Annotated in this window: 20 protein-coding genes; 15 read left to right on the forward strand and 5 right to left on the reverse strand. The window is 69.8% G+C overall.

The features are described from left to right. The first annotated feature begins 72 nt into the window (after nt 1-72). The 15 genes from HYU53_12330 to HYU53_12400 all read left to right on the forward strand — a co-directional run bounded on the left by HYU53_12330 (nt 73) and on the right by HYU53_12400 (nt 16,098). A complete protein-coding gene (locus HYU53_12330) occupies nt 73-918 on the forward strand; it encodes an amidohydrolase (protein ID MBI2221979.1) in 846 nt (281 codons plus the stop codon). Nucleotides 919-950: 32 nt separating this feature from the next. Then, on the forward strand, nt 951-1,805 hold the full coding sequence (locus tag HYU53_12335) for a DUF4437 domain-containing protein (GenBank protein ID MBI2221980.1): 855 nt from the start codon (nt 951-953) through the stop codon (nt 1,803-1,805). A 13-nt stretch (nt 1,806-1,818) separates the two neighbouring features. Next, nucleotides 1,819-3,018 (forward strand): CoA transferase, encoded by a 1,200-nt coding sequence (locus HYU53_12340; GenBank protein MBI2221981.1) that lies wholly within the window; start codon nt 1,819-1,821, stop codon nt 3,016-3,018. A 17-nt stretch (nt 3,019-3,035) separates the two neighbouring features. Beyond that, nucleotides 3,036-3,929 carry a CoA ester lyase gene (locus HYU53_12345; GenBank protein ID MBI2221982.1) on the forward strand — a complete coding sequence of 298 codons (894 nt, stop codon included), beginning with the start codon at nt 3,036-3,038 and terminating at the stop codon, nt 3,927-3,929. Beyond that, nucleotides 3,926-4,738, forward strand: a complete 813-nt coding sequence (locus HYU53_12350) for a cyclase family protein (protein MBI2221983.1) — start codon at nt 3,926-3,928, stop codon at nt 4,736-4,738. Before HYU53_12345 ends, HYU53_12350 begins: the two co-directional genes overlap by 4 nt. Then, a complete protein-coding gene (locus tag HYU53_12355) occupies nt 4,735-6,159 on the forward strand; it encodes an MmgE/PrpD family protein (GenBank protein ID MBI2221984.1) in 1,425 nt (474 codons plus the stop codon). Before HYU53_12350 ends, HYU53_12355 begins: the two co-directional genes overlap by 4 nt. A gap of 26 nt (nt 6,160-6,185) precedes the next feature. Further along, entirely contained in the window at nt 6,186-6,596 is a 411-nt protein-coding gene (locus tag HYU53_12360; GenBank protein MBI2221985.1) for a hypothetical protein, read from the forward strand. Nucleotides 6,597-6,600: 4 nt separating this feature from the next. Beyond that, the gene (locus HYU53_12365) at nt 6,601-7,413 is read left to right on the forward strand and encodes a GntR family transcriptional regulator (protein MBI2221986.1); all 813 of its coding nucleotides are present in this window, start codon (nt 6,601-6,603) and stop codon (nt 7,411-7,413) included. 20 nt (nt 7,414-7,433) lie between these two features. Continuing rightward, on the forward strand, nt 7,434-8,930 hold the full coding sequence (locus tag HYU53_12370) for a dihydroorotase family protein (GenBank protein MBI2221987.1): 1,497 nt from the start codon (nt 7,434-7,436) through the stop codon (nt 8,928-8,930). A 32-nt stretch (nt 8,931-8,962) separates the two neighbouring features. After that, nucleotides 8,963-10,207, forward strand: a complete 1,245-nt coding sequence (locus HYU53_12375; protein ID MBI2221988.1) for an MFS transporter — start codon at nt 8,963-8,965, stop codon at nt 10,205-10,207. A 76-nt stretch (nt 10,208-10,283) separates the two neighbouring features. Further along, the gene (locus tag HYU53_12380) at nt 10,284-11,876 is read left to right on the forward strand and encodes an FAD-binding oxidoreductase (protein MBI2221989.1); all 1,593 of its coding nucleotides are present in this window, start codon (nt 10,284-10,286) and stop codon (nt 11,874-11,876) included. 84 nt (nt 11,877-11,960) lie between these two features. Further along, complete coding sequence (locus HYU53_12385) at nt 11,961-12,665, forward strand: alpha/beta fold hydrolase (GenBank protein ID MBI2221990.1); 705 nt, start codon at nt 11,961-11,963, stop codon at nt 12,663-12,665. 41 nt (nt 12,666-12,706) lie between these two features. Then, entirely contained in the window at nt 12,707-13,669 is a 963-nt protein-coding gene (locus HYU53_12390) for a VOC family protein (GenBank protein ID MBI2221991.1), read from the forward strand. Further along, nucleotides 13,666-15,228, forward strand: coding sequence for an FAD-binding oxidoreductase (locus HYU53_12395; GenBank protein MBI2221992.1), 1,563 nt, complete (start codon nt 13,666-13,668; stop codon nt 15,226-15,228). The genes HYU53_12390 and HYU53_12395 overlap by 4 nt, the downstream gene beginning before the upstream one ends. Before the next feature lie 15 nt (nt 15,229-15,243). Continuing rightward, entirely contained in the window at nt 15,244-16,098 is an 855-nt protein-coding gene (locus tag HYU53_12400; protein ID MBI2221993.1) for a VOC family protein, read from the forward strand. A 96-nt stretch (nt 16,099-16,194) separates the two neighbouring features. Here the strand turns inward: HYU53_12400 and HYU53_12405 are convergent, their stop codons facing one another. From HYU53_12405 to HYU53_12425, 5 genes are all read right to left on the reverse strand, one after another. After that, entirely contained in the window at nt 16,195-16,446 is a 252-nt protein-coding gene (locus HYU53_12405; GenBank protein ID MBI2221994.1) for a DUF433 domain-containing protein, read from the reverse strand. A gap of 120 nt (nt 16,447-16,566) precedes the next feature. Next, nucleotides 16,567-17,532 (reverse strand): LysR family transcriptional regulator, encoded by a 966-nt coding sequence (locus tag HYU53_12410; protein ID MBI2221995.1) that lies wholly within the window; start codon nt 17,530-17,532, stop codon nt 16,567-16,569. A gap of 383 nt (nt 17,533-17,915) precedes the next feature. Beyond that, complete coding sequence (locus HYU53_12415) at nt 17,916-20,405, reverse strand: CehA/McbA family metallohydrolase (GenBank protein ID MBI2221996.1); 2,490 nt, start codon at nt 20,403-20,405, stop codon at nt 17,916-17,918. 22 nt (nt 20,406-20,427) lie between these two features. Beyond that, nucleotides 20,428-22,917, reverse strand: a complete 2,490-nt coding sequence (locus HYU53_12420; GenBank protein MBI2221997.1) for a CehA/McbA family metallohydrolase — start codon at nt 22,915-22,917, stop codon at nt 20,428-20,430. After that, entirely contained in the window at nt 22,914-24,119 is a 1,206-nt protein-coding gene (locus tag HYU53_12425) for a M42 family metallopeptidase (protein MBI2221998.1), read from the reverse strand. The genes HYU53_12420 and HYU53_12425 overlap by 4 nt, the downstream gene beginning before the upstream one ends. Between the last annotated feature and the right edge of the window lie 12 nt (nt 24,120-24,131).

Below are 24,131 nucleotides of genomic sequence, written 5' to 3' on the forward strand. Positions count from 1 at the left end.
AACCTGTCTTGAAGTAGTCTAGGAGCCGATCGCGGGGCTGTCAAGCCAGACGCCCCCGCGCGGGAGTTGCGCATGAGGGCCCTCGACATCGTCGTCAACCTGTGGACCAGCGATCTGACGAAGAACTATACGCCGAAGCTGAACGCGTTCTGGCAGAAGGTCAGCATCCTCGGCGAAACCGCCGCCGGCATCTCGCTCGAGGAGGAGATCCGGCGCATGGACGCCGCGCAGATCGACAAGGGGCTGCTCATCGCCACCACGGGCGGCTGGCAGGGATCGGACATCTTCTTTGAAAAACCGGTCGAGCGGATCGCGGAAGTCGTCGCGGCGCATCCGCGGCGGTTCAAGGGGGTCGTCGGCATCAACGTCACGCACATCGTCCCCTGGCTCCGGCGCATGGAGATGGCGGTCAGGGAGTACGGGTTCGTCGGCGCGCACCTGTACCCGCACTGGTTCGGCGAGGCGCCGGACCACCGGCGCTACTACCCGTTCTACGCCAAGTGCGCGGAACTCGGGATCCCGCTGCAGATCCAGGTGGGACACTCGGCGCAGCAGTTCCTGCCGACCGTCGCCCACCCGATGACGCTCGACCGCGTCGCCCTGGATTTCCCCGAGCTGACGATCATCGGGATCCACATCGGCTATCCGTGGACCGAAGAGATGATCTCGGTCGCGTGGAAGCATCCGAACGTGTTCGTCGGATGCGACGCGCACTCGCCGCGCTACTGGGACCCGTCGTTCGTCCGGTTCATCAACACGCGCGGCCAGGACAAGGTGCTCTTCGGCACCGACTGGCCGGTCATCGATTTCGAGCGCGCGCGGCGCGAGATCGACGAGCTGGATCTCCGCGAGCGCCCGAAGCAGAAGCTGCTGTGTGAAAACGCCGTCCGCGTCTACAAGCTCGAGCAGTGGGTCTGACGCACAACGGCTGCAGGAAGGATTGAGTCGAGATGGGACGCCCTCATATCGAACCGCTCGTTGACACGGACGTGCCGCGCCGGTCGCTCCCGATGCCCGGCTGGAAGAGCGGAGTCCAGGTACGCACGCTGAGCCTCGACCCGGTCAACGGCGCGTGCACCCAGATCGTCGAGTTCGGCGGCGGGTTCCGCCAGCCGGCCGGCTTCTCCACCAGCGAGTGGGAGCTGTTCGTCCTCGACGGCACCCTCCACGTCGGCGACGAGGTGCTCCGCAAGGATCATTACCTGTTCGTCCCGGCGGGACACCGCGTCGGCGCGATCTCGACCCGCGAGGGGTGCCGCGCGATCTGGTTCTTCAACGACCATTACCCCGACTGGGTCGCGGCCGAGGGGCACCGCGACCGGTCGGTCGACACCGCGCTGTTCACGAGCGTGAACGCGAACGACACGGTGCGGTGGACGACCCCCTCCTTCGCGCCGCAGACCGAGCCGGGCATCTTCATCAAGCTGCTCCGCCTGGACGAGAAGACCGGCGCGTTCACCGGGCTCTACAACATGTGCCCCGGCTTCTGGCAGGACAACGTGTCCTTCCACGACTGCATGGAGGAGGCGTACCACATCTGGGGCGAGTCGTGGATGCTGCAGTTCGGCTACCTGCCGACCGGCGGCTACTTCTATCGCCCGCCGTACATCAACCACGGCCCGTTCCGCTGCGAGTACGGCACGTACGCAATCTTCCGGACGGACAGCTGGCTGGTGAACCACTTCAACTGGAATCCGTTCACCACGCCCGACGAATGCCGCGTCAACGTGATCGAGACGATGCGGAAGCGTCAACCGGATCTCATGAAGTGGGTGTTCTTGCATGCCGGCGAGTTCATCCCGTAACGGAGACCCTTCGATGGCACAACAGCCACGCGGCGCCCTGGCCGGGCTGCGCGTGATCGACGCCGCAACGTTGTTCGCCGGACCGCTGGCGGCGACCCTGCTCGGCGACTTCGGCGCCGACGTGATCAAAGTGGAGCACCCCCGCGGGGACCCCGTGCGCACGCATGGGCCGCAGAAGAACGGCGTCCCGCTCTGGTGGAAGATGGTCGGCCGCAACAAGCACGCGGCCACGCTCAACCTCGGCGCCGCCGAGGGCCAGAAGCTGATGCGCCGCCTCGCGGCGGACGCCGACGTCCTGATCGAGAGCTTCCGCCCCGGCACGCTCGAACGGTGGAATCTCGGCCCCGACGTCCTCCACGAGATCAACCCGCGGCTCGTGCTGGCGCGCGTCACCGGGTTCGGCCAGTTCGGGCCGTACCGATCGCGCCCCGGCTTCGGCACGCTCGCCGAGGCGATGAGCGGCTTTGCCGCCATGACCGGCGAGCCGGACGGCCCGCCGACGCTGCCCCCCTTCGGCCTCGCCGACGGCATCACCGCCCTGGCGACGACGGCCGCCGTGATGTTTGCGCTCGAGGCGCGCCATCGCACCGGGCGGGGACAGGTGATCGACATGGCGATCATCGAGCCGATCCTGACGATCCTCGGGCCGCAGCCGATCTGGTTCGATCAGCTCGGCCTCGTGCAGGAGCGCCGCGGCAACCGCTCCGTCAACAACGCGCCGCGCAACACGTACCGCACCAGGGAGGGGCGGTGGGTCGCGATCTCCACCTCCGCCCAGAACATCGCCGAGCGCGTGATGCGGCTGGTGGGCCACCCCGAGGTGATCGACCAGCCGTGGTTCCGCTCCGGGGCCGAGCGCGCGCTCCACGCCGACGAGCTCGACGCGATGGTGGGCAGCTGGATCGCCGAGCGGTCCTTCGAGGAGGTCTCGTCCGCGTTCGAGGGAGCGGAGGCGGCTGTGGCGCCGATCTACGACATCCGCCACATCATGGAGGACCCGCAGTACCAGGCGCTCCGCACCATCGTCGCCGTCGAGGACGGCGAGCTTGGCCCCGTGAAGATGCAGAACGTGATGTTCCGCCTGTCGGACACGCCCGGGGCCATCCGCTGGGCCGGGCGTCCGCTCGGGGCCGACAACGACTACGTGTACGGGGAGCTGCTCGGCCTGCCCGCCGGCGAGCGCGACGCGCTGAAGGCCCGGGGCGTCATATGACCGAACAGCCCGCACGCCTGATCCGCTCGCACCTCTTCGCGCCGGGACACAGCACGCGGCTGCTGGCGAAGGTCTTCCTGGCCGGCGCCGACGCGGTGGTGCTCGACCTCGAGGACGCGGTGCCCGCGGCGGAAAAGGGGGCCGCGCGCCGCGCCGTCAGCGCCGCGCTGGCGGACCGCACGTCGGCGGAACCGCCGCTCGTGTTCGTGCGGATCAACGGTCTCGAGACCTCCTGGTGGGAGGCGGATCTCGACGCGATCGTCCAGCCCGGGCTCGACGGGATCAGGATTTCGAAGGCGCAGTCGGCCGCCGACGTGGAGCGCGTGGCGACCGTCCTCGATCGACTGGAGCCCGCGCGCGGCCTTGCGGCGGGACGGCTCGCGATCGTGCCCACGATCGAGAGCGCCGCGGGCGTGCTCCACGCCGCCGAGATCGCCGCGGGCCCCCGGGTCCGCGCGCTGTCGTTCGGCGCCACCGACTTCGCCCGTGACCTCGGCGCGCAACCGGGGCCCGACGATCTGGAGACGCTCTTCGCGCGGTCGGCGCTGGTGGTCGCCTCACGGGCCGCCTCGATCGATCCGCCGATCGCCTCCGTGTACACGCACCTCAGCGACGACGCCGGCTTGCGCCGGTCCTGCGAGGCGGCGCGGCGCCTGGGGTTCTTCGGGCGCTCCTGCATCCACCCGTCGCAGCTCGCGATCGTGCACGAGGTGTTCACACCGTCGGCCGAGGATGTCGCGCGCGCCCGCGCGATCGTGTCGGCCGCCGCCGATGCCGCCGAGCGCGGCGTCGGCGCGTTCGTCACCGCCGAGGGGGAATTCGTGGACCGCGCCGTCGTCGATCGCGCGCGCGCCGTCCTGGCCCGCGCCGTCGCCGGCAACCCCACAGGGCCCCAGGAGCCAGCCTCATGATCGAGACCGCCCCGTCCTTGTGGCGCATCGCGCAATCCGCCCGGGTGTTCGACCTGGCCCAGCCGCTCGAGCCGCTGATGCCGGTGTCGCCGAACCATCCCGGCTTCAAGATGTCGCTGATGCGCCGTCACGGCGATGTCGTGCGCGCCGACGGCGGATCGGCCGCCAACGAAATGATCGTGATCGGCGGGCACACCGGCACGCACGTCGACGCGCTGTGCCACGTGTCGCACCAGGGGCGGCTGTTCGGCGGCGTCGATGCCGGCGAGGCGCAACGAGGCGGCCGCTTCACGGCGCTCGGCATCGAGACGATGGCGCCCGTCGTGTGCCGCGGGGTGCTGCTCGATATCGCGGCGCTGCGGGGCGTCGACGTGCTGCCACCGGGACAGCCGATCACCGCCGACGATCTCGAGGCCGCCTGCCGCCGGCAGCGGCTGCAGGTGCGAGAGGGAGACGCGGTCCTGATCCGTTCGGGGTGGGCGCAGCACTGGTCGGACCCGCAGCGGTTCATCGGGCACGCGGCGGGCGTCCCCGGGCCGGACGAGGGGGCCGCGCTCTGGCTGGCCCAGCGCCGCATCCGGATCACCGGCGCCGAGACGATCGCGTACGAATGCATCCCGCCGGGGCGCGGTCACGCGCTCCTGCCGGTCCATCGCGTGCTCCTCGTGGAGTCCGGCATCCCGATCATCGAGGTGCTCGACCTGACCGCCGTCGCGGCGCAGGGGGTGCACGAGTTCCTGTTTGTGATGGCCCCGCTCAGGATTGCCGGCGCGACCGGCAGCCCGGTGCGGCCGCTGGCGGTGGCATGACGAGCGCGCCGACACCCCTCGAGCAGCTCGCGGCCTTCGTCGCCGGCGTCACCTACGAGCGCCTCCCGGCGGACGTCGTGCTCAGCGTGAAGCACCGCGTGCTCGACACGGTCGGGCTCTGCCTGGCGGCCACGCCGCTCGACACCAGCGTGCAGGCCGTGCGTCTGGCGCGGGCGTGGGGCGGCCCGCCGCAGGCGGCGGTGATCGGTCATGACGACCGGCTCGCCGCGAGCGGCGCCGCATTCGCCAACGGCGTGCTGGCGCACTCGCTCGATTTCGACGACACGCACCTGCCCTCCGTGCTGCACCCGAGCGCGTCCATCGTGCCCGCGGTGATCGCGGCCGCCGAGGAGACCGCCGCCCCGCCGTCGGCCGCCATCGCGGCGGCGGCCGCCGCCTACGAGGTGTGCATCCGGACGGGGATGGCGGCCTACGACCGCGCGCTCGGCAATTCGGTGTTTTTCGAGCGCGGGTGGCACGCGACCTCGATTTGCGGAACGCTGGCCGCCGCCGCCGCGGCGGCGAAGCTCTACGGGCTGAGCGCGGCCGGAATCGGCCACGCGATCGCCATTGCCGCGTCCACGAGCGCGGGCATCATCGAAGCGAACCGCGCGGGAGGGTCGGTCAAACGGTTGCACTGCGGGTGGGCGGCACACGCGGGGCTGATTGCCGCGCAAGCCGCGCGCGCCGGATTCACCGGGCCCGCGTCGGTGTTCGAGGGGCGGTTTGGTTTCTACCAGGCGTTCTGCGGCGGGATCGCCGCACCCGAGGAGCTGACGCGCGGCCTGGGTGCGAGCTGGTGCGTGCCGGACGTGTTCTACAAGCCGTACCCCGCGAACCACTTCACCCACGCCGGCATCGACGCGGCGCTCTGCGTCCGCCGGCAGATCGCCAGCTCCGACGAGGTCGTCGACGCGGAGCTGGCCGTGGCCACCCCCACGCTGCGCACGATCGCGGAGCCGCGCGAATCCAAGATTCGGCCGCAGTCGGGGTATCATGCGCAATTCAGCGGTCCGTTCACCGTGGCGGCGGCGCTGCTGGGAGGCGGCGGGCTGGGGCTGTGGCTCGATGATTTCACCGACGCCCACGTTCGCGATCCGCGCTACCAGGCGCTCGCCGCGCGCGTTCGCTGCATCGCAAGCGCCGAATGTGACGCCATCTTCCCGAACCAGTTTCCCGCCGTGCTCACCGTCACGCTGGCCGACGGGCGGCGGATCGTGGAGAAGGTGCTCGCCAACCGCGGCGGTCCCGGCAACCCGCTGAGCGAGGCGGAGCTGACGGCGAAGTTCCGCGCGAACGCCGGCCGTGCGCTCGACGAGGCGGCGGCCGTGCGGCTGGCGAACGCCATCGTGACGCTCGAAGCGCGTCCGCTGGAGGACACGCTGTCGCTCGCGCGGCCGAGTCCCGCCGCGCGGGTCTGACGCTGACTGTGACAGAGGATCAAGCTATGTCGAAACGACCGAACGTCCAGAGCGCGCGCGAGCGGGCCGTCGAGCGCGACACCCAGCGCGCGCGGCGGGCGCGCGACGCCCGGCTGTCCGCCGAGCGCGGCCGGCGCCGCACCGCCACGACTCCCGAGCCGACGATCACGTGCGTTGGGCGCGGGCCGGTCGGCGGATCGATTCCGCGGACGGTGCAGGCGTGGATCGATCGCGAGGCGGCCGATCAGCTCCGCCGCTACGGCCGCATCGCGGCCGAGATGGAAACGCTCGCCCCGGCGCGCGAGCGCTGGGTGCGGGAGTTCTACGAGCGCATCACCGGCCCGCGCGGGTTCTCGGTTCACGCGGGCCAGCGGCGGACGATTGCCGCCGGCGAGCTGCCGGAGCGCCCGCGCCGGCCGTGGCGCGTGGTCTGGTAGCCCCATGGCGCGCAACCATTCGACCGGCGCGGAGCGCCAGCCGCGCTCCAAGGAGTTCTTCTCGTCCGAGGTCCCGCTCTACTACCAGCTCGCCGCGGTGCTGCGCGAGCAGATCCTCTCGGGACGGTTCGCCGCCGGCGACCGGATTCCCACCGAGGCGGAGCTGGTCGAGCACTACGGCGTCAGCCGGATCACCGTCCGCCAGGCGCTCTCATCGCTCGAGCAGGAAGGCTTCGTGCAGCGCCAGGTCGGCCGCGGCACCTTCGTCCGGGAGCGCCGCACCTTCAGCGGCGAGCTGAAGGTCGAAGGATCGCTCGACGACCTGATCTCGATCGGCCAGTTCACGTCGGTGAAGCTGGTGGACCTGCGCACCGTGAAGGCCTCGGGTGCCGACGCGGAGGTGCTCGGCGTCGAGCCGGGAACGCCGCTGACGCGCTGCTCGCGTCTCCGGTACTGGCACAAGGACCCGTACTGCCACATCGTCGTCGATCTGCCGGCCGACGTCGGCCGCCGGCTCGCGCGCAGCGACTTCAAGGGGTCGATCCTCGGCGCGATCGAGAACAAGCTCGGGATCGGCATCCGCGATGCCCAGCAGACGGTGCGCGCGTCGCTGGCCGACGCGACGCTCGCGCGCATGCTCGAGACGCGGATCGGCGCGCCGCTGCTGGCGATCGATCGCGTGGTGGTGACCGACGAGGGAACGCCCATCGAGCACGTGCGGACCCACTATCGCAGCGACATCTACTCGTTCGCCGTGCACCTGCATCGCGACCAGGGGCGCCACGTCTGGAACGCGAAGACGAAGCCGCGCGCCTGAACGGCCCCAGTGAGGCGACCATGACCCAGGATTCTGCCCGCCCGTTCGACACACTCATCCGCAACGTCCGCCTCGTGCGCCCGCGCGTGCCCGCCGTGGAGACGGTGGACATCGGGATTCACGACGGCCGGTTCAGCCGCATCGCGCCCGGCCTGGCCCCGGGGCAGGCCGCCCGGGTGATCGACGGCGGCGGCCTGCTGGCGTTTCCCGGCGTGATCGACGCCCACATGCACGTCGGGATCTACCAGCCGCTCGCCAAGGACGCCCCCACCGAGAGCCGGTCGGCTGCGACGGGCGGGGTCACGACCAGCCTCAATTACATGCGGACGGGGCAGTACTACTTGAACAAAGGGGGGTCGTACCGAGACTTCTTCCCCGAGGTGCTCGGGATCTCGGACGAGCGGTTCTACGTCGACTACGGGTACCACATCGCGCCGATCGCGGCCAGCCACATCGACGAGATGGAGTGGCTGTTCACCGAACACGGCGTCTCCTCGTTCAAGATTTTCATGTTCTACGGCGGCTACGGGCTGCACGGCCGGTCCAGCTCGCAGCAGCAGTTCCTCATGATTGGCGACGAGGATCGGTACGACCTCGCGCACTTCGAGTTCATCATGCGGCGCTTGACGCAGATGATGCGCGAGCACCCGGCGGCGCGGGAGCATTTGAGCGTCAGCCTGCACTGCGAGACGGCGGACATCCTGAACGCGTATACGCAGATCGTCGAGCGCGAGGGACGGCTCGCCGGGCTGCGCGCGTACCACGCCGCCCGCCCCCCGCATTCCGAGGGGCTCGCGATCACGATCGCCTCATACCTGGCGCATGAGACGGAGTGCGCCAACATCAATCTGCTGCACCTCTCCTCGCGCAAGGCGGTGGAGGCGGCGCTCGCGATGGAGCAGGCGTTCCCGCACGTGAACTTCCGGCGCGAGGTCACCATCGGGCACCTGCTGCTGGACGTGGACGCGCCGGCGGCGGTGAAGGCGAAGGTGAACCCGCCGATCCGCCCGCGCGAAGACGTCGAGTACCTGTGGTCGGCGCTGCTCGACGGCCGCATCGACTGGGTGGTCAGCGACCACGCGTGCTGCTCGGCCGAACAGAAGTGGGATGCCAGCCAGCCGAACAACATCTGGCCCGCGAAGTCCGGGTTCGGTGGCACGGAGTACCTGCTCGCCGGCCTCGTGAGCGAGGGGCAGAAGCGCGGGCTGCCGTACCACCGCATCGCGGAGCTGCTCTGCTGGAACCCGGCGCAGCGCTTCGGCCTGCCTCGCAAGGGCGACGTCGCGCCGGGTTTCGATGCGGACCTGGTGCTCGTCGATCCGGCGGAGCACCACACCGTGCGCGCCGCCGACTCGCCGTCGCAGCAGGGCTACACGCCGTTCGAGGGACAGACGCTGACGGGTCGCGTGAAGCGGACGCTGCTGCGCGGCGAAGAGATCTACGACGGCCGCGCGGTGGTCGGCCCCCCGCGCGGCCGGTACGTGCCGCGATCGGTGGCGGCACCGGCCGTCGTCTAACCGCGCCGTAGCGGCGCCCCCCAGGAGCGGCCATGCGCGTGTTCTACGGCTGGGTGATCGCCGCGTGCGCCTTCTGCACGCTGCTGGTGACCAACGGCCTGATCATCACCGGAATCAACGCCTTCGATGCCTCGCTGCTCGCCGAGTTCGGCTGGTCCCGCGGCGGCCTGAAGTTCCGCGACCTGCTGACGTTCATCGCGGCGGGCCTGCTGGCCCCGGTCGGCGGCGCGCTCTCCGATCGCTTCGGTGTCCGGCGGATGATGCTCACCGGCGCCGCGCTGCTCGCGGTCTGCCTGTGGGCGTACTCGCACATCCACTCGGCGGCCGGCATGTACGCCGTGCACGTGCTGTTCGCGGTCGTGCTGGTGACCTGCGGCCTCATGGTGTGCGTGCTGCTCACGTCGCACTGGTTCGTGGCGGCACGCGGAACGGCGCTCGGCTTCGTCATCATCGGCACCAGCCTGGGCGGCGTCGTCTTCCCGGTGCTCAACACGGTCGTGATCGCCGCCTACGGGTGGCGCACCGCCATGCAGCTGCTCATCGCGGCGCCGCTCCTGCTGTGGGTGGCCATCGCCGCCCTCGTACGGGACTCCCCCGCCGACAAGGGGCTGCAGCCGTACGGGGCCGGACGCGCGGTTCCGGCGGCGGGCACGACCCGCCGGCAGCCTGAGCGCAGCGTGCCGTACGGCCAGGCGCTCCGGACCACCACGTTCTGGGCGCTTGCCGTGACGGCGATGTCGACCTTCTACGCCATCCTGGCGACGCAGGCGCACCTGATTCTGTACCTCCGGAGCCTGGGCGCGAGCCCCGTGAAGGCGGCCTCGGGGCTGAGCACGCTGTTCGTGATGGGGATGATCGGCAAGTTCCTGTTCGGGATGCTCGCCGACCTGTACGACAAGCAGCGCGTGCTGCAGGTGAACCTGCTGGTCATGTGGATCGGCGGCCTGGCGCTCGCGTCGATGTCGCCGGGCGCGGTCTGGTTCGCGATCGCGCTGTTCGGCCTCGGCTGGGGCGGGATCTACACGCTGCTCCAGGTCATCACGATGACCGCCTTCGGCCTCGCCGCCGGCGGCAAGATCCTCGGCACCATCACCGTGCTCGACGCCATCGGCGGCGGGCTCGGGATCTGGCTCACGGGACTGCTGTACGACCGCACCGGCTCCTACGCTTCCGCGTTTGCCATCGTCGCCGGCCTGATCACGCTGGCGGCGGGGGCGTCCACCCTCGTGAACGTCGGCCTCGGCGCGGACGGCAGACCGGCGATCAGCGAGACCTGAGCGCGCCGGCGGCCGCCCGGGCCGACTTGTTGATATTGTTATGTCTTTATGTCAATCTACCCCGGGAGGTCCCCCCGTGCCTGAAACACTCGCCAGCCTGCCCGATACGCTGCGCCACGATCTCGTCAAGACGATCGGCGCGGCCCACGTGCTCGTCGACGAGGAGACGCGCGCGTTCTTTTCGCAGGACATCGGCCGCGCGGCCGACGTCCCGGCCGCCGCGGTCGTGCAGCCGGGCACCGTCGAGGAACTCTGCGCCGTCGTCGCGTCGACGACCGGCGCCGGGTTCGCGGTGATCCCGCGCGGTGGCGGAGCCTCCTACACCGGCGGCTACCTCCCGGAACGCCCGAACGCCGTCATCGTCGACACGCGCCGGCTCGCGCGCGTCACCACGATCAGCCCCGAGGACATGTACGTCACCGTGGAGTGCGGCATGACCTGGAAGGGCATGGCCGATGCGCTGCGCCCTTCCGGCCTGCGAACCCCGTTCTGGGGCCCGCTCTCGGGGGCGTTTGCCACGATCGGCGGCAGCCTCTCGCAGAATTCGATCCTCTGGGGATCGGCGCGCTACGGCGTGTCGGCCGACAGCGTGCTCTCGCTCGACGTGGTGCTCGCCGATGGGACGCTGCTGCGCACCGGCTCGGCGGCCGTCCGGACGTCCTCCCCGTACTTCCGGTACTACGGGCCGGACCTCACCGGTCTTTTCCTCGGCGACACGGGGGCGCTCGGCATCAAGGCGCGCGCGACGATGCGGCTCATGCGGCTGCCGGCCGCCGTGCAGACGGCATCCTTCAGCTTCGAGACGCACGACGACCTCGTCGGCGCGATGGCGGAGATCGCGCGCGAGGGGATCGCGACCGAGTGTTTCGGCATGGACCCCTCGCTCCAGCGGCAGCGCATGAAGCGCGCGAGCCTGGCGAAGGATCTCAATGCGCTCAAGGGCGTGGTCACCTCCGCGCGCAACCTGGCCGAGGGGGTCAAGGAAGCGGCCAAGGTGGCGCTGGCGGGCCGTCGCTTCCTCGACAACGTTCCGTACTCCATGCACGTCTGCACCGAGGCGCGGGACCAGGCCGGGGCCGACGCCGCGCTGCGCGACATCCGCCGGATCGCGGCCGAACGCCGCGGGCGCGAAGTCGAGAACACGATTCCGAAAGTGATGCGCGGCGAGCCGTTCATGGGGATGCTGTCGGGCATCGGGCCCGAAGGCGAGCGGTGGCTTCCCGTCCATGCCGTGCTGCCACTCTCGCAGGCGGCGGCCACCTGGTCGGCCGTCAAGGCGCTGCTCGAGCGGCACGCCGACGCCTTCGCGCAGCACGGCATCGTGGTCGGCGTGCTGACGGCGATTGTCGCGCCCAGCGCGTTCGTCCTGGAGCCGGTGTTCTACTGGCCGGCGCCGCGGACGCTGTACTACGAGAAGGTGTTCGACCGCGCGACGCTCGCGCGTTTCACCGACTTCCCCCCCAACCCCGAGGGGGAGGCGCTGGTTTTCGACGTGCGCGGGAAGCTGAAGGAGCTGTTCCTCCAGCGCGGCGCGACCCACCTGCAGATCGGGAAGACGTATCCGTACCACGAGGGGCTCCGGCCGGAAGCGTGGGCGCTCGTGAACGCCGTGAAGAACGCGGTGGATCCGCGGCACCTCGTCAACCCGGGCAGCCTCGGCCTTGCGTGAGGAGAGCTGACGAGATCGTTCTGCCGGACCGAGCTCGGACAGGCGCACTACGCGACGGCCGGCCCCGCCGCCGGGCCGCCGCTCGTGTTGCTGCATCAAACGCCCCGCTCGATCGATGAATTCGCCGAGCTGATACCGCTCCTGGCTCCCACCGCGCGGGTCATCGCCATCGACACACCGGGATACGGCTGTTCCGATCGCGTCGCCGGCGCCCCGTCAATCGCCGACTACGCCCGGGCGGTCCTCGCCGTGCTCGATCGCGAAGGCGTTCAGCGGGCGCACGTCTTCGGCCATCACACCGGCGGGGTCACGGCGGTGGAACTGGCCGCCGCCGCCCCTGAACGCGTCGCGTCGGTGGCGCTGTCCGGCCCGATCTATCTCGACGAGAGCGGGCGCGCGGCGCTGCGGCCGCTGTTCAAGCAGTGGCACGCGCAGGCGGATGGCGCGCACCTGATCGACAAGTGGCAGAAGATGTCCGGCTGGACGACGCGCGACCCGGGGTTCGTGCAGCGCCTCGTGCTCGACGTCTTCCGCGCGGGCGAGACGAGCGAGCAGGGACACTTCGCCGCGGCGGCGTACCGGATGGAAGACCGGCTGCCGCTGGCGCACTGCCCGGCGCTGCTGGTCTACGGCACGCATGATCCGTTCGCGAGCCCGGCCAACGCCGGCACGTTCGCCGCCTCCTTCCGCCCCTGCCGCACCGTCACGGTCGAAGCGGGGATCTTCCTGCCGAACGAGGCGGCGGAGGCGCTGGCGCCGGAGCTGCTCTCGCTCGTGACGACGGCCTGAAGCGCGAATCGAATTTTCGCACCGTACGGGAGAACGTGCACATGTGGGTCAGCGAGATCCGGTACGCAACGATCGGCTGCTCGGACCTGGAGGCGTCGCTCCGGTTCTGGCGGGATGTCGTCGGGTTCGAGCTGCTCTCGCGCACGCCGGCCGGCGGCGCCGGCCTGGAGCGCGCGTGGGGGCTCGAGCCGGGAACGGGCGCCGAGGTCGCCGTTTTGCGATACGCCGGCATCGCGACCGGGCAGCTGCGGCTCGTGCAGTTCACGACGCGCAGCGGCGTGCACGTTCGCACGCGCGCCGACGACCCCTGGGCGATCGGTATCGGCGCCCTCGACTGCAACGTGCGGGATCCCGAGGGGACGTTCCGCCGCCTGCGCGACGCCGGATATGAATCCGAGGCGCCGCATCCGCACTATTACGTGATCGATGGGCTCGAGCAGTCGGAGGTCGTGTTCCGCACTCCCGACCACGTCAACCTGGTGCTGGTCGGCGCGATGAACTACCCGCCCGCGATGGCGCGGCCGAATCTGCCCGGCGACTTCAGCGCTCTGACCGTGGTGTCGCAGTTCGTTCGCGACATCGACGCCAGCGCGAAGTTCTACGGCGACGGGCTCGGGCTCGAACTCGCGTTCGATGCGTGGGTGGACGACCGCACGCGGCCGCTGATCAATGCGATGGTCGGCATCCCCGCGCACGCCGATCTGCGGCTGGCGGCGTACCGCACGCCGGGTGAGCCGGACGGCAAGACGCTGCTGCTGCAAACCAAGGGCATTCCCGTTACGAGCATCGCAGATCGCATGCGCCCGCCGCACCTGGGCGTCGTGATGTTGAGCCACGCCACCGACGATCTCGACGGCCTGCGGCTGCGGCTGCGGCAGATCGGCGGAACCCCGGTGACCGTGCCGGGCCTCGTTCCGGGCGCCGGCGGGTCCGTGCGCAGCTTCCTGGCGCGCGCGCCGGGCGGAACGATGCTCGAGTTCTACGAGGAGGCGCGCGAGCAATGACGGACCTGATCGCGGCGCTTCAAGCGATTGTGGGCGAGCCCTACGTGCTCACCGATCCGGCGGAGCGCGCCTTCCACTCCATGGACGCGTTCTGGACCGGCGAGACGGCGGCGGCGGTGGCCAGGCCCGGCACCGTCGCTGAACTCTCCGAGATCGTCCGGGTGGCGACCGGCGCGGGATACACCGTGATCCCGCGCGGCGGCGGGCTGTCCTACACCCGCGGCTACGTGCCGGTCGAACGCAAGACGGTGATGATCGACATGCGGCGCATCAACCGGGTCACCGAGATCGACGCCGAGGACATGACGGTCACGGTGGAGGCCGGCTGCACGTGGAACGAGCTGCGGAACGCGCTGCGCCCGCACGGGCTGCGGACGCCGTACTTCGGCCCGATGTCGGGACTCGTGGCGACAATCGGCGGCACGCTCTCGAACAACTCGATGTTCTACGGATCGGGCGTCTACGGAACGGTTGCCGACAGCGTGCTCGGATTGACGGTCGTGCTCGCCGATGGGCGCGTGCTCGCGACCGGCTCGGGAGCCACTCACGGCCACGATCCGTTCCACCGCCATTACGGCCCCGATCTGACCGGCCTGTTCCTGTCGGATTGCGGCGCGCTTGCGATCAAAGCTGCGGCGGCGCTCAAGGTCATTCGCGAGCCCGCGGTGACCGCGTTCGCCTCGTTCGCGTTCGACGACTTCGAGCCCATGTTCGAGGCGCAGTCGGAAATCGCACGCCAGCGTCTCGCCGCCGAATGCTTCGGCCTCGACCCGTTCCTCAACAGCCACATGACAGACCCGGGATCGACGGGCGAGGCGCTGCGCGTTCTCGGGCGCGTCGCGCGCGCCGGGCGTTCGCTGGCGGCGGGCGCGAGGGACGCGGCGCGCATCGTGTTCGCAGGACGGCGGTTCATGGAAGGCGTCGCGTGGTCGCTGCACGTCACGGTCGAGGGGCGCAGCCAAGCCGCGGTCGCCGCGGACATGTCGACGGTCCGGCGGATTGCGGGGCGAGCGGGTCGGCGGATCGCCGCAACGCTTCCCGCGGTGATCCGCGCCACGCCGTTCCAGCCGGTGGGGCCGTTTCTCGTCGGGCGCAACGGCGAGCGGTGGGTGCCGATTCACGCGTGCCTGCCGCTGTCGAAGGTGCCGCGCGCGTACGCGCTCATGCGCGAGGTCTTCGTGCGGCACGCCGATAGGTTGGAGCAGTTCCACATCGCCACGTCGCTCCTGACCGCGGTGGCCGGCACCGAGTTCATCTTCGAGCCGGCGTTCTACTATCCCGACGCGCTGACCCCGTATCACCTGCGTTACCTGGACCCGGCCGATGCGGCGCGCTACGCCGCGCATCCGCGCGTCGAAGGGGCGAACGACGCGGTCATCGCGCTGCTGAACGAGCTGAAGAGCGCATTCCTCGAACTGGGCGCCGTCCACCAACAGATCGGCAAGTTCTATCCGTATCGCGACAGCCTCGATCCCACGCCGCGGGCGGTGGTCGCCGACCTCAAACACCTGCTCGATCCACGCGGGCTGATGAATCCCGGCGCGCTGGGCTTGCGCTGAGAGGCTGGGAAGAAGATGCCGCTCGGATCGATCGTCGAGGCCGTCGTCGCCACGAGCGATGTGACGGCCGCTGCCCGGTTCTACTCGCGGGCGTTCCAGCTCGAGGTCCTCGAGGATCGGCCAGGCGACGTCCTGCTTGGTGTGGGTGGATCGCCGGCGGGGCGACTCCGCCTGCAGACGGCCGTCGATCCGGGGCTGCCGCCGCCGGAGTTGTGGGAGCCCGGACCGCGCCTCCTGGGCATCTACTCCCGGAATCTCGAGCGCACGAAAGAGCTGGTCGAGGCCGCAGGCGGTACGGTCGGGCCGATCGTGACGTACCCGTACGCGCAGTCGATGCGCGAATGCGTGCTGCGGAGTCCGGACGGCATGTGGTGGACGGTGCCACAGGTCTCGCCGCGGCGCCCCAGCCCTGCGCTCGATGCCGACCCGGATCGGCTGCACGGGGAACTGCACTCGGCCGTCCTGGTGGTCGGCGACGTTGACGCGGCGCTGCGCCTGTTCGCAACGGCCGGCGGCCTCAAGGTGCTCTTTGACGGAACGCTCACCGGCGATCCCTTCGACAGGATGCTCGGGCTGCCGGCAGAAGCGACGTTCCGCCTCGCGTTTCTGGCGAGCGAGGACGAAGCGCCCGCACGTTTCGAGCTGATGCAGTTCTCCGGCGTGCCCGATGGAAAAGTTGCGGGCCGCACGCTTGGCCTGCGGCGCCTCGCGTTTGCCTGCTCCGGCGATTCGGTTCACGAACGGCTGGTCGCGGCGGGCGCCGAATCGATAGGCCCACGCCTCGTGCGCGGGCCGGACGGGGTGGAAATCGAGCTGCGCCCGGTCGATCGTCAGAGCGTCCCGCTCAATGCCCCCCACCCCCCGGCCTGACGGTCATCGCGACAGCAGCCGCCCCCGATGGCCAGCGGTGCGGAGAGCGGTCACCACGCCGAAATCGCAGCTCTCGTCGGCGAGAAACCGCACCGTCTACTCTCGATCGTGGGCCGAGCGTTTGCCGATGAAGACGACTTCCTCGTGCGCCAGCGTCTCGGCCGCGTACCGCATCGCGGCCTGGATGTCCTCACGTGTGAGGCGCGGGTAGGCCTCCAAAAGGTCCGCCTCGGAAGCACCTTCGCTCAACTTGCGAAGTATCAGCTCAACCGGGAGCCGCGTCCCGCGGATGACTGGCTTCCCAAGCATCACGTCGGGATTTACCTCGATGCGGTCCGTCAGCATCATACGAAGCCTCTGCCCAGCATACACCGCAACGACCCTCGATATCGCCACCCTTCACCGCATTGGCGAGTCGCTCCAAACGCGGATTCGTGCCTGGTTCCGCGCTTCTTGCGGTGAAGCGGATCATCCCTTCGCACCCGCGGCGACCCGGCGACCCGCGAAGGTGACCGCCCGAATGTGGAGCAGCGCGGCTCGCGCCGGTTCGGTGTCGCGGATGGTGCGCAGAGCCAGATCCACAAACGCCGCCGCCGTTTGCGACATGGTGGCGCGGCTCCGCGCCACCAGCCAGATCTCGCGTCCGGCCGCGGGGCCGTCGAGCGGGATCGCCACGAGGCGGCGCTGCTGGACCTCGGTCAGCACGCACCGGCGCGACATGATCGTGATCCCCATCCCCGCCTCGACGGCGCGTTTCAGCGCATCCAGCGTCGGCACGCCGAGCACGATCCGGTGCTTGACGCCGCACGCGTCGAGCAGCGCGAGCACGCGCGTGCGGTCCGGCGACGGTTCATTGTGCGCGATGAGCGGCTGTTCCGCCACGTCGCGCAGCCGGAGGCACGATCGGCTGGCGAACTCGTGGGAGGGCGGAACGACGACCAGGAACTCGTCGCGGTCGAGCACGATGCTCTGCAGGTCCTCCGCCTCGGGCTTGTCCATCGCCAGGCCGACGTCGAGATCCCCCTTGCGGACCAGGCCCGCGACGTCGCGCGACCGCGTTCGTTTCAGGTCCACACGGGTATCCGGGCGCTGCTGGCGAAAGGTATCGATGAGCGGCAGGGCGACGCCCGCCAGCGAGTCGTTGGCCCCCACGAGCAGCTCCGTCCGTCCGATCTGTCGCAGGTTGACGATGGCGGCATGCGCCTCGGCGGCCATGTCAACGATCCGCCGGGCGTAGGCGGCGAGCCGCTCGCCGGCGGACGTCAGCCGGACGGCGCCGCGGTCCCGAATCAGCAGCGTTGTGCCCGCCGCGCTCTCGAGGCGTTGGATCGCGACGGTCACGGCGGGCTGCGTGCGGCCCAGTCGTGAGGCCGCCCGGGTCAGGCTCGTCTCGTCCAACACCATCACGAACGTGCGCAGATCGGTCAGGTTCATAAGCCACCAGAAAATGAAAAAGGCCATCATCCCGGGTGGGTGATGGCCTTGGTCGTGCTCTCGATTCCTCGCCGCCTACATCACCCAGCCCTCATCGCCGGCGTAATGCCGACCACGACCACGAGGGACAGGACGAGGACGAGCACGGACGACAGGCGGGCGAGAATCCGCCCGGACGCAGGCGCCGGGGCGGCGCTCGGCGCCGGTGTGCGAGGCGTGTCCGTGAACGAAGACGGCGTCATGTCTACGCGCATCGTAGCCCGGTTCGACGCGCGGCGACAAGGAGAGAGGCTGTCATTTATGGAAGGCAGAAGCGCAATTTATGCCAAGGCTGCGACATCTGCGACGACCGCTTCGTACGCCGCGCGGCCTCGAGGTGCACCCTACGCCGCCAGCTTCGCGTACACCCCGCGAGCCCGGCGCCAGAGCTCGATGACTTCCCGCTTCTGTGCCGGCGTGTCGAACGCGTCCGACTGCTCCAACAGCCCCAGGACGTGGTCGATCCACCGGAGGAAGTAGCGCGCATCTTCGGGAGACCGCGGCCGCGAGCCCTCCTTGGCCAGGTACACGGGATTGGTGTGCGCGTACACGTAGCTGTCCATCAGCAGGTGCTGGCGCTCCGGCCCGGTCACGCGTGCCGCGATCCAGCCGCTCTGCTCCACCGGCACGCTGCCGGCGAACGTCGCGTGGTACGGATCGGCCGGCTTGATCGACCGGACGACAGCGCCGTTCTGGACGATGTCGAGCGTGTCCATCGGAACGATCGACCGCGCCTCCACCTCCACCTTCACCTGCGTGCCCCTGCCGGCCGGGAGCGCCAGCTCCTCTCCGGGCTCGCGTCCGTCCACGCGCATGAACAGCAGCGGGCCGTTGGTGACGAACGAGCGTCCGGCCGTCAGGCCGCGGATCCAGTCCTGATAGTTGAGCGGGGACGCGCTCCGAACGTATACGCGGGTGGTGCCGATCGCCGGCGCCCGCCAATAGTTGGTCATCGCGTCGGTGCCCGCAGAGGCGGGCACGCGGAATCCGAGGTTGAGCACGCGGTACCACACCTTGGCAGACACGTACTCGTCGCTCCAGATACACATCACGTCGTAGTAGTCGACGTTGCCGAGCGCGGCGTTCACCGGAAACTCGCGCGCGCCGCTGTAGTTGACCTCCTCCGGCTCGCGCTTCGGCGTGGTGAACGGGTGAACGTAGCCCGCGACGCCCCCCTGCGCGTGCACGGCGTCGAGCACGAGCGCGTTGGGCGGGTAATGCCCGCCGAGCGCGGTCCCCTGGTTGCCGAGAAACTGCGGCCACACGAAAGACGTGAGATTCAGCAGCGCCATGTGGCCGGCGAACCCGGGACGGTACTCCTCGTTGAAGTACATCAACCGGTTCGGCTTCGAGATGGCGTTGAGCTTCCCCTCGAAGTACTTGAGATCGTGAATGCGGGTGCCCGCCTGGTTGGCGATCAGATCGTTGACGACGTGCAGATCCTCGCCGTCGGCTTCGAGCATCAACGAGCGCGGCGTCGCCTCGAAGATGCCGCCGTAATTCATGTGGATGTGATTGTCGCCCGAGTGCCAGCCGAGCGCCGGCATGTCGAGAACGCGCTTCAACGCGAACTCGACCGTCGCCGTCTGCCCTTCCACGATGGTGACCTGCTGCTTTTCCGGGCGGTACTCGAAACCCTTCGTCAGCTCGATCGTCGCGGGGCCGGCAGGCAGCTCGATCGTGAAGCTGCCCGGCGCATGAAAGTAGTGGTCTTTGGTGACCACCACCATTCGGTGAAAACCATCCTCCGGCGTGTAGCTCTTCCCGTCGGACGCGACGAGGTAGGCACGCGCCTGCGTGTCCTGCCCGGTGGCGGCGTCCCTGAGGTGAACGCGGAGGAGCCCGACGGGACGCCGGTGCTTCAGCCGCCTGATTTCCACCTGCGCTGGCGTACCACCGACGGCCGGCACGGTCCAGAGCGTGAACCGTCCGCCTGCGTTCGAGATGTAGGCGAGCGTGCGGCTGTCGGGCGACCAGGCGGGCGTGTGGACCTCACCATCGACGTACGTCAGCCGGTGCGGGTTGCCGTCGCTCGCCGACATCACCCAAAGCTGGTTGTGCCCGCTGCGGAACGACGCGTACGCGACCTTGCGGCCGTCGGGCGACCACACCGGGCGCGCGTGGTACACCGTTTCTTCCTGCAGCAGCAGATCGATCTGGCCCGTGTCGGGGCGCAGCGTCCAGAGACCGCCCGTGCCCTGGATGCGTTTGCTGCCCCACGGCCGGTTGCTGACGAAGACGATCGCCCGCCCATCCGGCGACCAGCTCGGCGAGATGTTCTGATATTCATCGGCGAGCACCGGGCGCACGGCCCCGTCGGCCAGGCTCACAGACCAGAGGCCCAGCGCCTTGCCCCGGTCCATCGAGACGAACAGGATCGACTGGCCATCGCGCGCCCACTGAGGGTCAACCGCGAAGCCGGTGCTCTGGGTCAGCGGTTGCGGATGGCCGCCGTCGGCGTCGATCGTCCAGATATCGATCACCGATCCGGTGTCGCGCGTGAACGCGATCCGGCGGCCGTCAGGCGACCAGTCGGGCTGCGAGTCGTAGTGCGGCCCCTCGGTGAGCTGTACCGCTTCTCCACCTTGAGCGGGAATGCGCCACAGGCTGCCGCGCATGGCCACGACAATCGACTGCCCGTCCGGAGACCATGCCGGCGCCCACGGTCCCGTGGTGACCGGCGGCAGGTACATGCTCTCCATGTACATTGTCGATCCGCCGGCGCCGAAGATGCGCTGGTAGGCCGACGGAATCTGGAGGATATGAGCCGTGAGCGGCACGGCCGCGACGATCGCGGCAGCAGCCAACGCAGCCAGAGCCAGTCGCCTCGACATCGATACTCCCTTTCGGACGGACTCAGGGGGTCGGCTTGGCCGTGCCCCCGCCGGCAATCGCTTCGAGGCGGCGGCGGGCTTGCGCAAACCGTGCTTTCAGTTTCGGGATTGCGGCACCGTCGTACCGCTCCGCGAGGCGCTTGTCCGCCACATCCATCCACCGCAGCAGTTCCGTTGCGGCGCGCTGGGCGGACTCGCGGTCCGTACTGCCGACCCGCCCGAACCAGACGGGTGCCGTGTGGGCGAACGGGTAGCTGTCCATGACGGGCCACCGCGCCGCGCCGCCGCGAACGCGTGCCGCAATCCATCCGCCGGCCGGAGCCTTGATCCGCCCTGTCCACGTGCGCTTGCCTGGCGCGTCCAGCCCTCGATCGCTCCACGCGACCGTGCCGTTGACGAGGACCTCGACGGTCTCGAGCGCCGTTGGCGACGCGACCGTCAGCTCCCACGGCACGTCGGCACCCGGCCTGGCCTCGATCGCATCACCCGGACCGGCGCTGCCCGCGGCGAATTGCAGCAGCGGGCCCGTCGTGACGAAGCTGCGGCCCGCGCGCAGAGCGTTCAGGTAGCTGTTCAGCGTCAGCGGGCCTTCGGGTTTCACGTACACGCGCGCGGTCCCGACCGCCATCGTTCTGTAGAAGTCGTTCATGACGTCGGTGCCGGCCGATGGCGCAACGACGGCTCCGACGTTGAGCAGTCGGTACCACGCGTCGCTGGTTCCCAGTTCGTCGCTCCACAGGCACGCCACCTCGATCGTGTCGAGGTCCCCGAGCACGGCGTCGGGTACGAGCCCCAGCGGCAGGCCGTTCGGCGGCTCGTTGCCGCCGGGGAAGGGACCAGCCCGCATCACCGGGTGGACGTATGCGTTCACGCCGCCCTGGCGCCTCGCGTGCGCGAGCGCGACAGCATTCGGCCGGTCGTCCAGTCCGTACGCGGGGTACCCAGGCCCCCAGTACCACGGCCAGTGCGGCGACGAGACGCCGATGAGTCCCATGTGCCCGAAGAAGTGGGGCCGGACCTCCTGGCCGAACGCGATGAGCGGCGGACCGGACGAGAGGCGTCGCCAGTCGAACCACTCGAGATCGTTCACGCGCGTGTGGAGATTGGCCATCAGTGGAGTGCCCACATCCAGGTCCTCGCCCTGCATCATCGGGACGAGATGCTCGGGTCGAAGCGTATACACGCCGCCGTAGTTCATGTGGAAGTGGTGATCTCCCGAGTACCAGCCGTCGGCCCGCGTGTTCCAGATCGGCGAGAACTGAAGATCGGCGGTCGTCGTTTCCGCCGTCCTGGCGTTGGCCGTCGCCGAAACGGCCGCCGCTCCGAACCCCGCGGCGGCGGTCACGCGCACGGCGCCGGCAGGCACTTCGATGGTGACCACGCCTGGCGAGTAGAAGTAAACGAGCCCATTCTGCCCGTCGAACCAGACCTGGCCCGAAGACGGCACTGCCGGGTGCCCGTCGCGATCGGCGACGTGCACGCGCGCCGGCAGCGGCGCGGCGCTCCCCTCGCGGCGCGTTCTGACCTGGACTCGCGACGTCGGCTCGCCCCAATCCCAGGCGCGTACCGGCACCTCCAGCACCTCGCCACCGCCGCGACCCACGCGACGCAGGCGGAACTGGCGCTCCGCGTCGGCCTCGACGAAGAACACGGATTCGCCGTCCGCGCTGAATGCCGGCATGACCGGCTTGCCCCCGCGCGCGATCCGGATCGGCGGTCCTCCGGCGACGTCCACGAGCCACAGGTCCCACGCGTCCGGATTGGGAAAGCCGGCGGCAATCGTCTTCCCGTCCGGATGGAGTGCGGGACGCATCTGCGAGGCAATCGGGTACTCGGCCAGCACGCGCCGCTGTTTGTCGGGAAGGCTCAACACCGCCAGCCGGTCGGACCCCTGGCCCTTGCCCACGTAGATCACCTGGCTGTCGCCCGGCAGCGGCAGCGGCCGCAGCTCGAGCCCCTCGTCCTCGGTGAGACGCGTCCTGGCGCCCGTCGCGAGGTCGATGCGCCACAGGTCAAGATCGCCGGCTTCACCCGACGAGTAGAACAGCGAGCGGCCGTCGCTCGAATAGGCCGGATCGAGATCGATCGCGGGTGTATCGACAAGAACCTTCTCAGACCCGCCCGCGACCTCGATCTGGACCAGGCTCGTGTCCTTGCCGGTGTCGCGCACGAACGCGATCTTCTGGCCGTCAGGCGACCAGGCGGGACGCGAGTCCATGCCGGCGCCTCGTGTGATGCGCCGCGCTTCCCCGGTCTGCGGGTCGAGAAGCCATAACCACCCGCGTGCAGAGAACGCGAGCCATTTCCCGTCGGGCGACGCGGCCGGATCGGTCGGGCCGGCGCCGAGCGCCGGCATCTCGTACCCCTCGAGATACACGTGATGGCTGTAGCCGGCGACCTTCGGGTAACGGTTGCTCCACTGCGCGAGTGGCGCGGGTTGCGCCACGCCGAAGGCAACGGCAAGAACGGTCGAAAGGCCGATCGCGCGCGGCAGCCCGCCCCCGGACGTCATCGCGACACCCCGGCGCACGGCGCCGCGCACTCGTTCCCCCGCGACGAGATCGGGCCGCGATCCTGGGCGTCGAACTCGCGGATGGCCTTCACCTCGGCCGCCGACAACCGCCGCACCATCTGCACGATCAGCTTCACGGTGTTGTCAAAGTCCGCGCGGTCGATCACGCCGGACTGGCTGTGCCCGTACCGGGTCGGCACGCCGATGTTGATCGCGGGGACGCCCGTGTCCGACTTCTGAAGCATCGCGCCGTCCTCGCCGTACCCGCTCACGGATTCGAACTGCAGCGGGATCTGGCCTTCCCGGGCGACCCTGATGATCCACTCGACGAAGTTGTTGTTCGGGATCATGCTGTTGTCGAATACAAACACCGACGGCCCCTTGCCCAGCGCCTCCTGCGACAGCCTGGGCGAGGTGAGCAGCGGGAAATCGGCGGCGATACCGATCTCCAGGTTGATCACGATGTCCGGTTTCGTGCTGGCGTACACCACAGACGCGCCGCGCAGTCCGATCTCCTCCTGCACCGTCGCGGCAACCTGCACGGTGTTGGGGTGCGATGTCGCCTTGAGCTGCTTGAGCGCCTCGGTGATGACCGCCAGCCCCACGCGGTCGTCCCAGGCCTTGGCCAGGTACCGGCCGGTCCCGCTCAGCGCCTGGAACTCGGTGTGGTAGGCGATGGGCAGCCCCGGCCGCACGCCGAACTTCTCCATCGCTTCCTGCCGGCTCCGCGCGCCGATGTCGATGAACATGTCCTCGAGCGGCACCAGGTGGGTGCGCTCGGCCGGCCGCAGGATATGTCCCGACTTCATCCCGGTATACCCGACGACGATGCCCCGGGGCGTCAGGATCGACATCCTCTGCGTGAGCACGCTCTGATCGAAGTAGCCGCCGACCGGATGAAAGTAGATGAAGCCGTTGTCGTCGATGTGGCGCACCAGGAATCCGACTTCGTCCATGTGCGCCATGAGCAGCACGCGTGGCGCGTCCGCCTGGCCGCGCAGCGCGCCGAGCAGGTTGCCGAGACCGTCGGTGCGCAGGTCGGAGAGCAGGCCCTGCCACTCCCGGCGGAGGATATTGCGCACGGGGCCCTCGAAACCGGCGATGCCATGGGCGTTGGTCAGCTCGGCCAGCAGCCGCACCGTGGCGTCCTGCGCCTGCGCCAGCACGCCGGCGGGTAGGGCGACGGTGCACAAGGCTGCCACGAACAAACCGGC

This window comes from Acidobacteriota bacterium, from assembly GCA_016184105.1.
Lineage (GTDB): Bacteria > Acidobacteriota > Vicinamibacteria > Vicinamibacterales > 2-12-FULL-66-21 > JACPDI01.

Coding starts and splice junctions, on each gene's coding strand:
- HYU53_12330 (MBI2221979.1), top strand. CDS start 73: ATGAGGGCCCTCGACATCGTCGTCAACCTGTGGACCAGCGATCTGACG.
- HYU53_12390 (MBI2221991.1), top strand. CDS start 12,707: ATGTGGGTCAGCGAGATCCGGTACGCAACGATCGGCTGCTCGGACCTG.
- HYU53_12340 (MBI2221981.1), top strand. CDS start 1,819: ATGGCACAACAGCCACGCGGCGCCCTGGCCGGGCTGCGCGTGATCGAC.
- HYU53_12420 (MBI2221997.1), bottom strand. CDS start 22,917: ATGACGTCCGGGGGCGGGCTGCCGCGCGCGATCGGCCTTTCGACCGTT.
- HYU53_12350 (MBI2221983.1), top strand. CDS start 3,926: ATGATCGAGACCGCCCCGTCCTTGTGGCGCATCGCGCAATCCGCCCGG.
- HYU53_12355 (MBI2221984.1), top strand. CDS start 4,735: ATGACGAGCGCGCCGACACCCCTCGAGCAGCTCGCGGCCTTCGTCGCC.
- HYU53_12395 (MBI2221992.1), top strand. CDS start 13,666: ATGACGGACCTGATCGCGGCGCTTCAAGCGATTGTGGGCGAGCCCTAC.
- HYU53_12400 (MBI2221993.1), top strand. CDS start 15,244: ATGCCGCTCGGATCGATCGTCGAGGCCGTCGTCGCCACGAGCGATGTG.
- HYU53_12365 (MBI2221986.1), top strand. CDS start 6,601: ATGGCGCGCAACCATTCGACCGGCGCGGAGCGCCAGCCGCGCTCCAAG.
- HYU53_12335 (MBI2221980.1), top strand. CDS start 951: ATGGGACGCCCTCATATCGAACCGCTCGTTGACACGGACGTGCCGCGC.
- HYU53_12370 (MBI2221987.1), top strand. CDS start 7,434: ATGACCCAGGATTCTGCCCGCCCGTTCGACACACTCATCCGCAACGTC.
- HYU53_12415 (MBI2221996.1), bottom strand. CDS start 20,405: ATGTCGAGGCGACTGGCTCTGGCTGCGTTGGCTGCTGCCGCGATCGTC.
- HYU53_12375 (MBI2221988.1), top strand. CDS start 8,963: ATGCGCGTGTTCTACGGCTGGGTGATCGCCGCGTGCGCCTTCTGCACG.
- HYU53_12405 (MBI2221994.1), bottom strand. CDS start 16,446: ATGATGCTGACGGACCGCATCGAGGTAAATCCCGACGTGATGCTTGGG.
- HYU53_12410 (MBI2221995.1), bottom strand. CDS start 17,532: ATGAACCTGACCGATCTGCGCACGTTCGTGATGGTGTTGGACGAGACG.
- HYU53_12360 (MBI2221985.1), top strand. CDS start 6,186: ATGTCGAAACGACCGAACGTCCAGAGCGCGCGCGAGCGGGCCGTCGAG.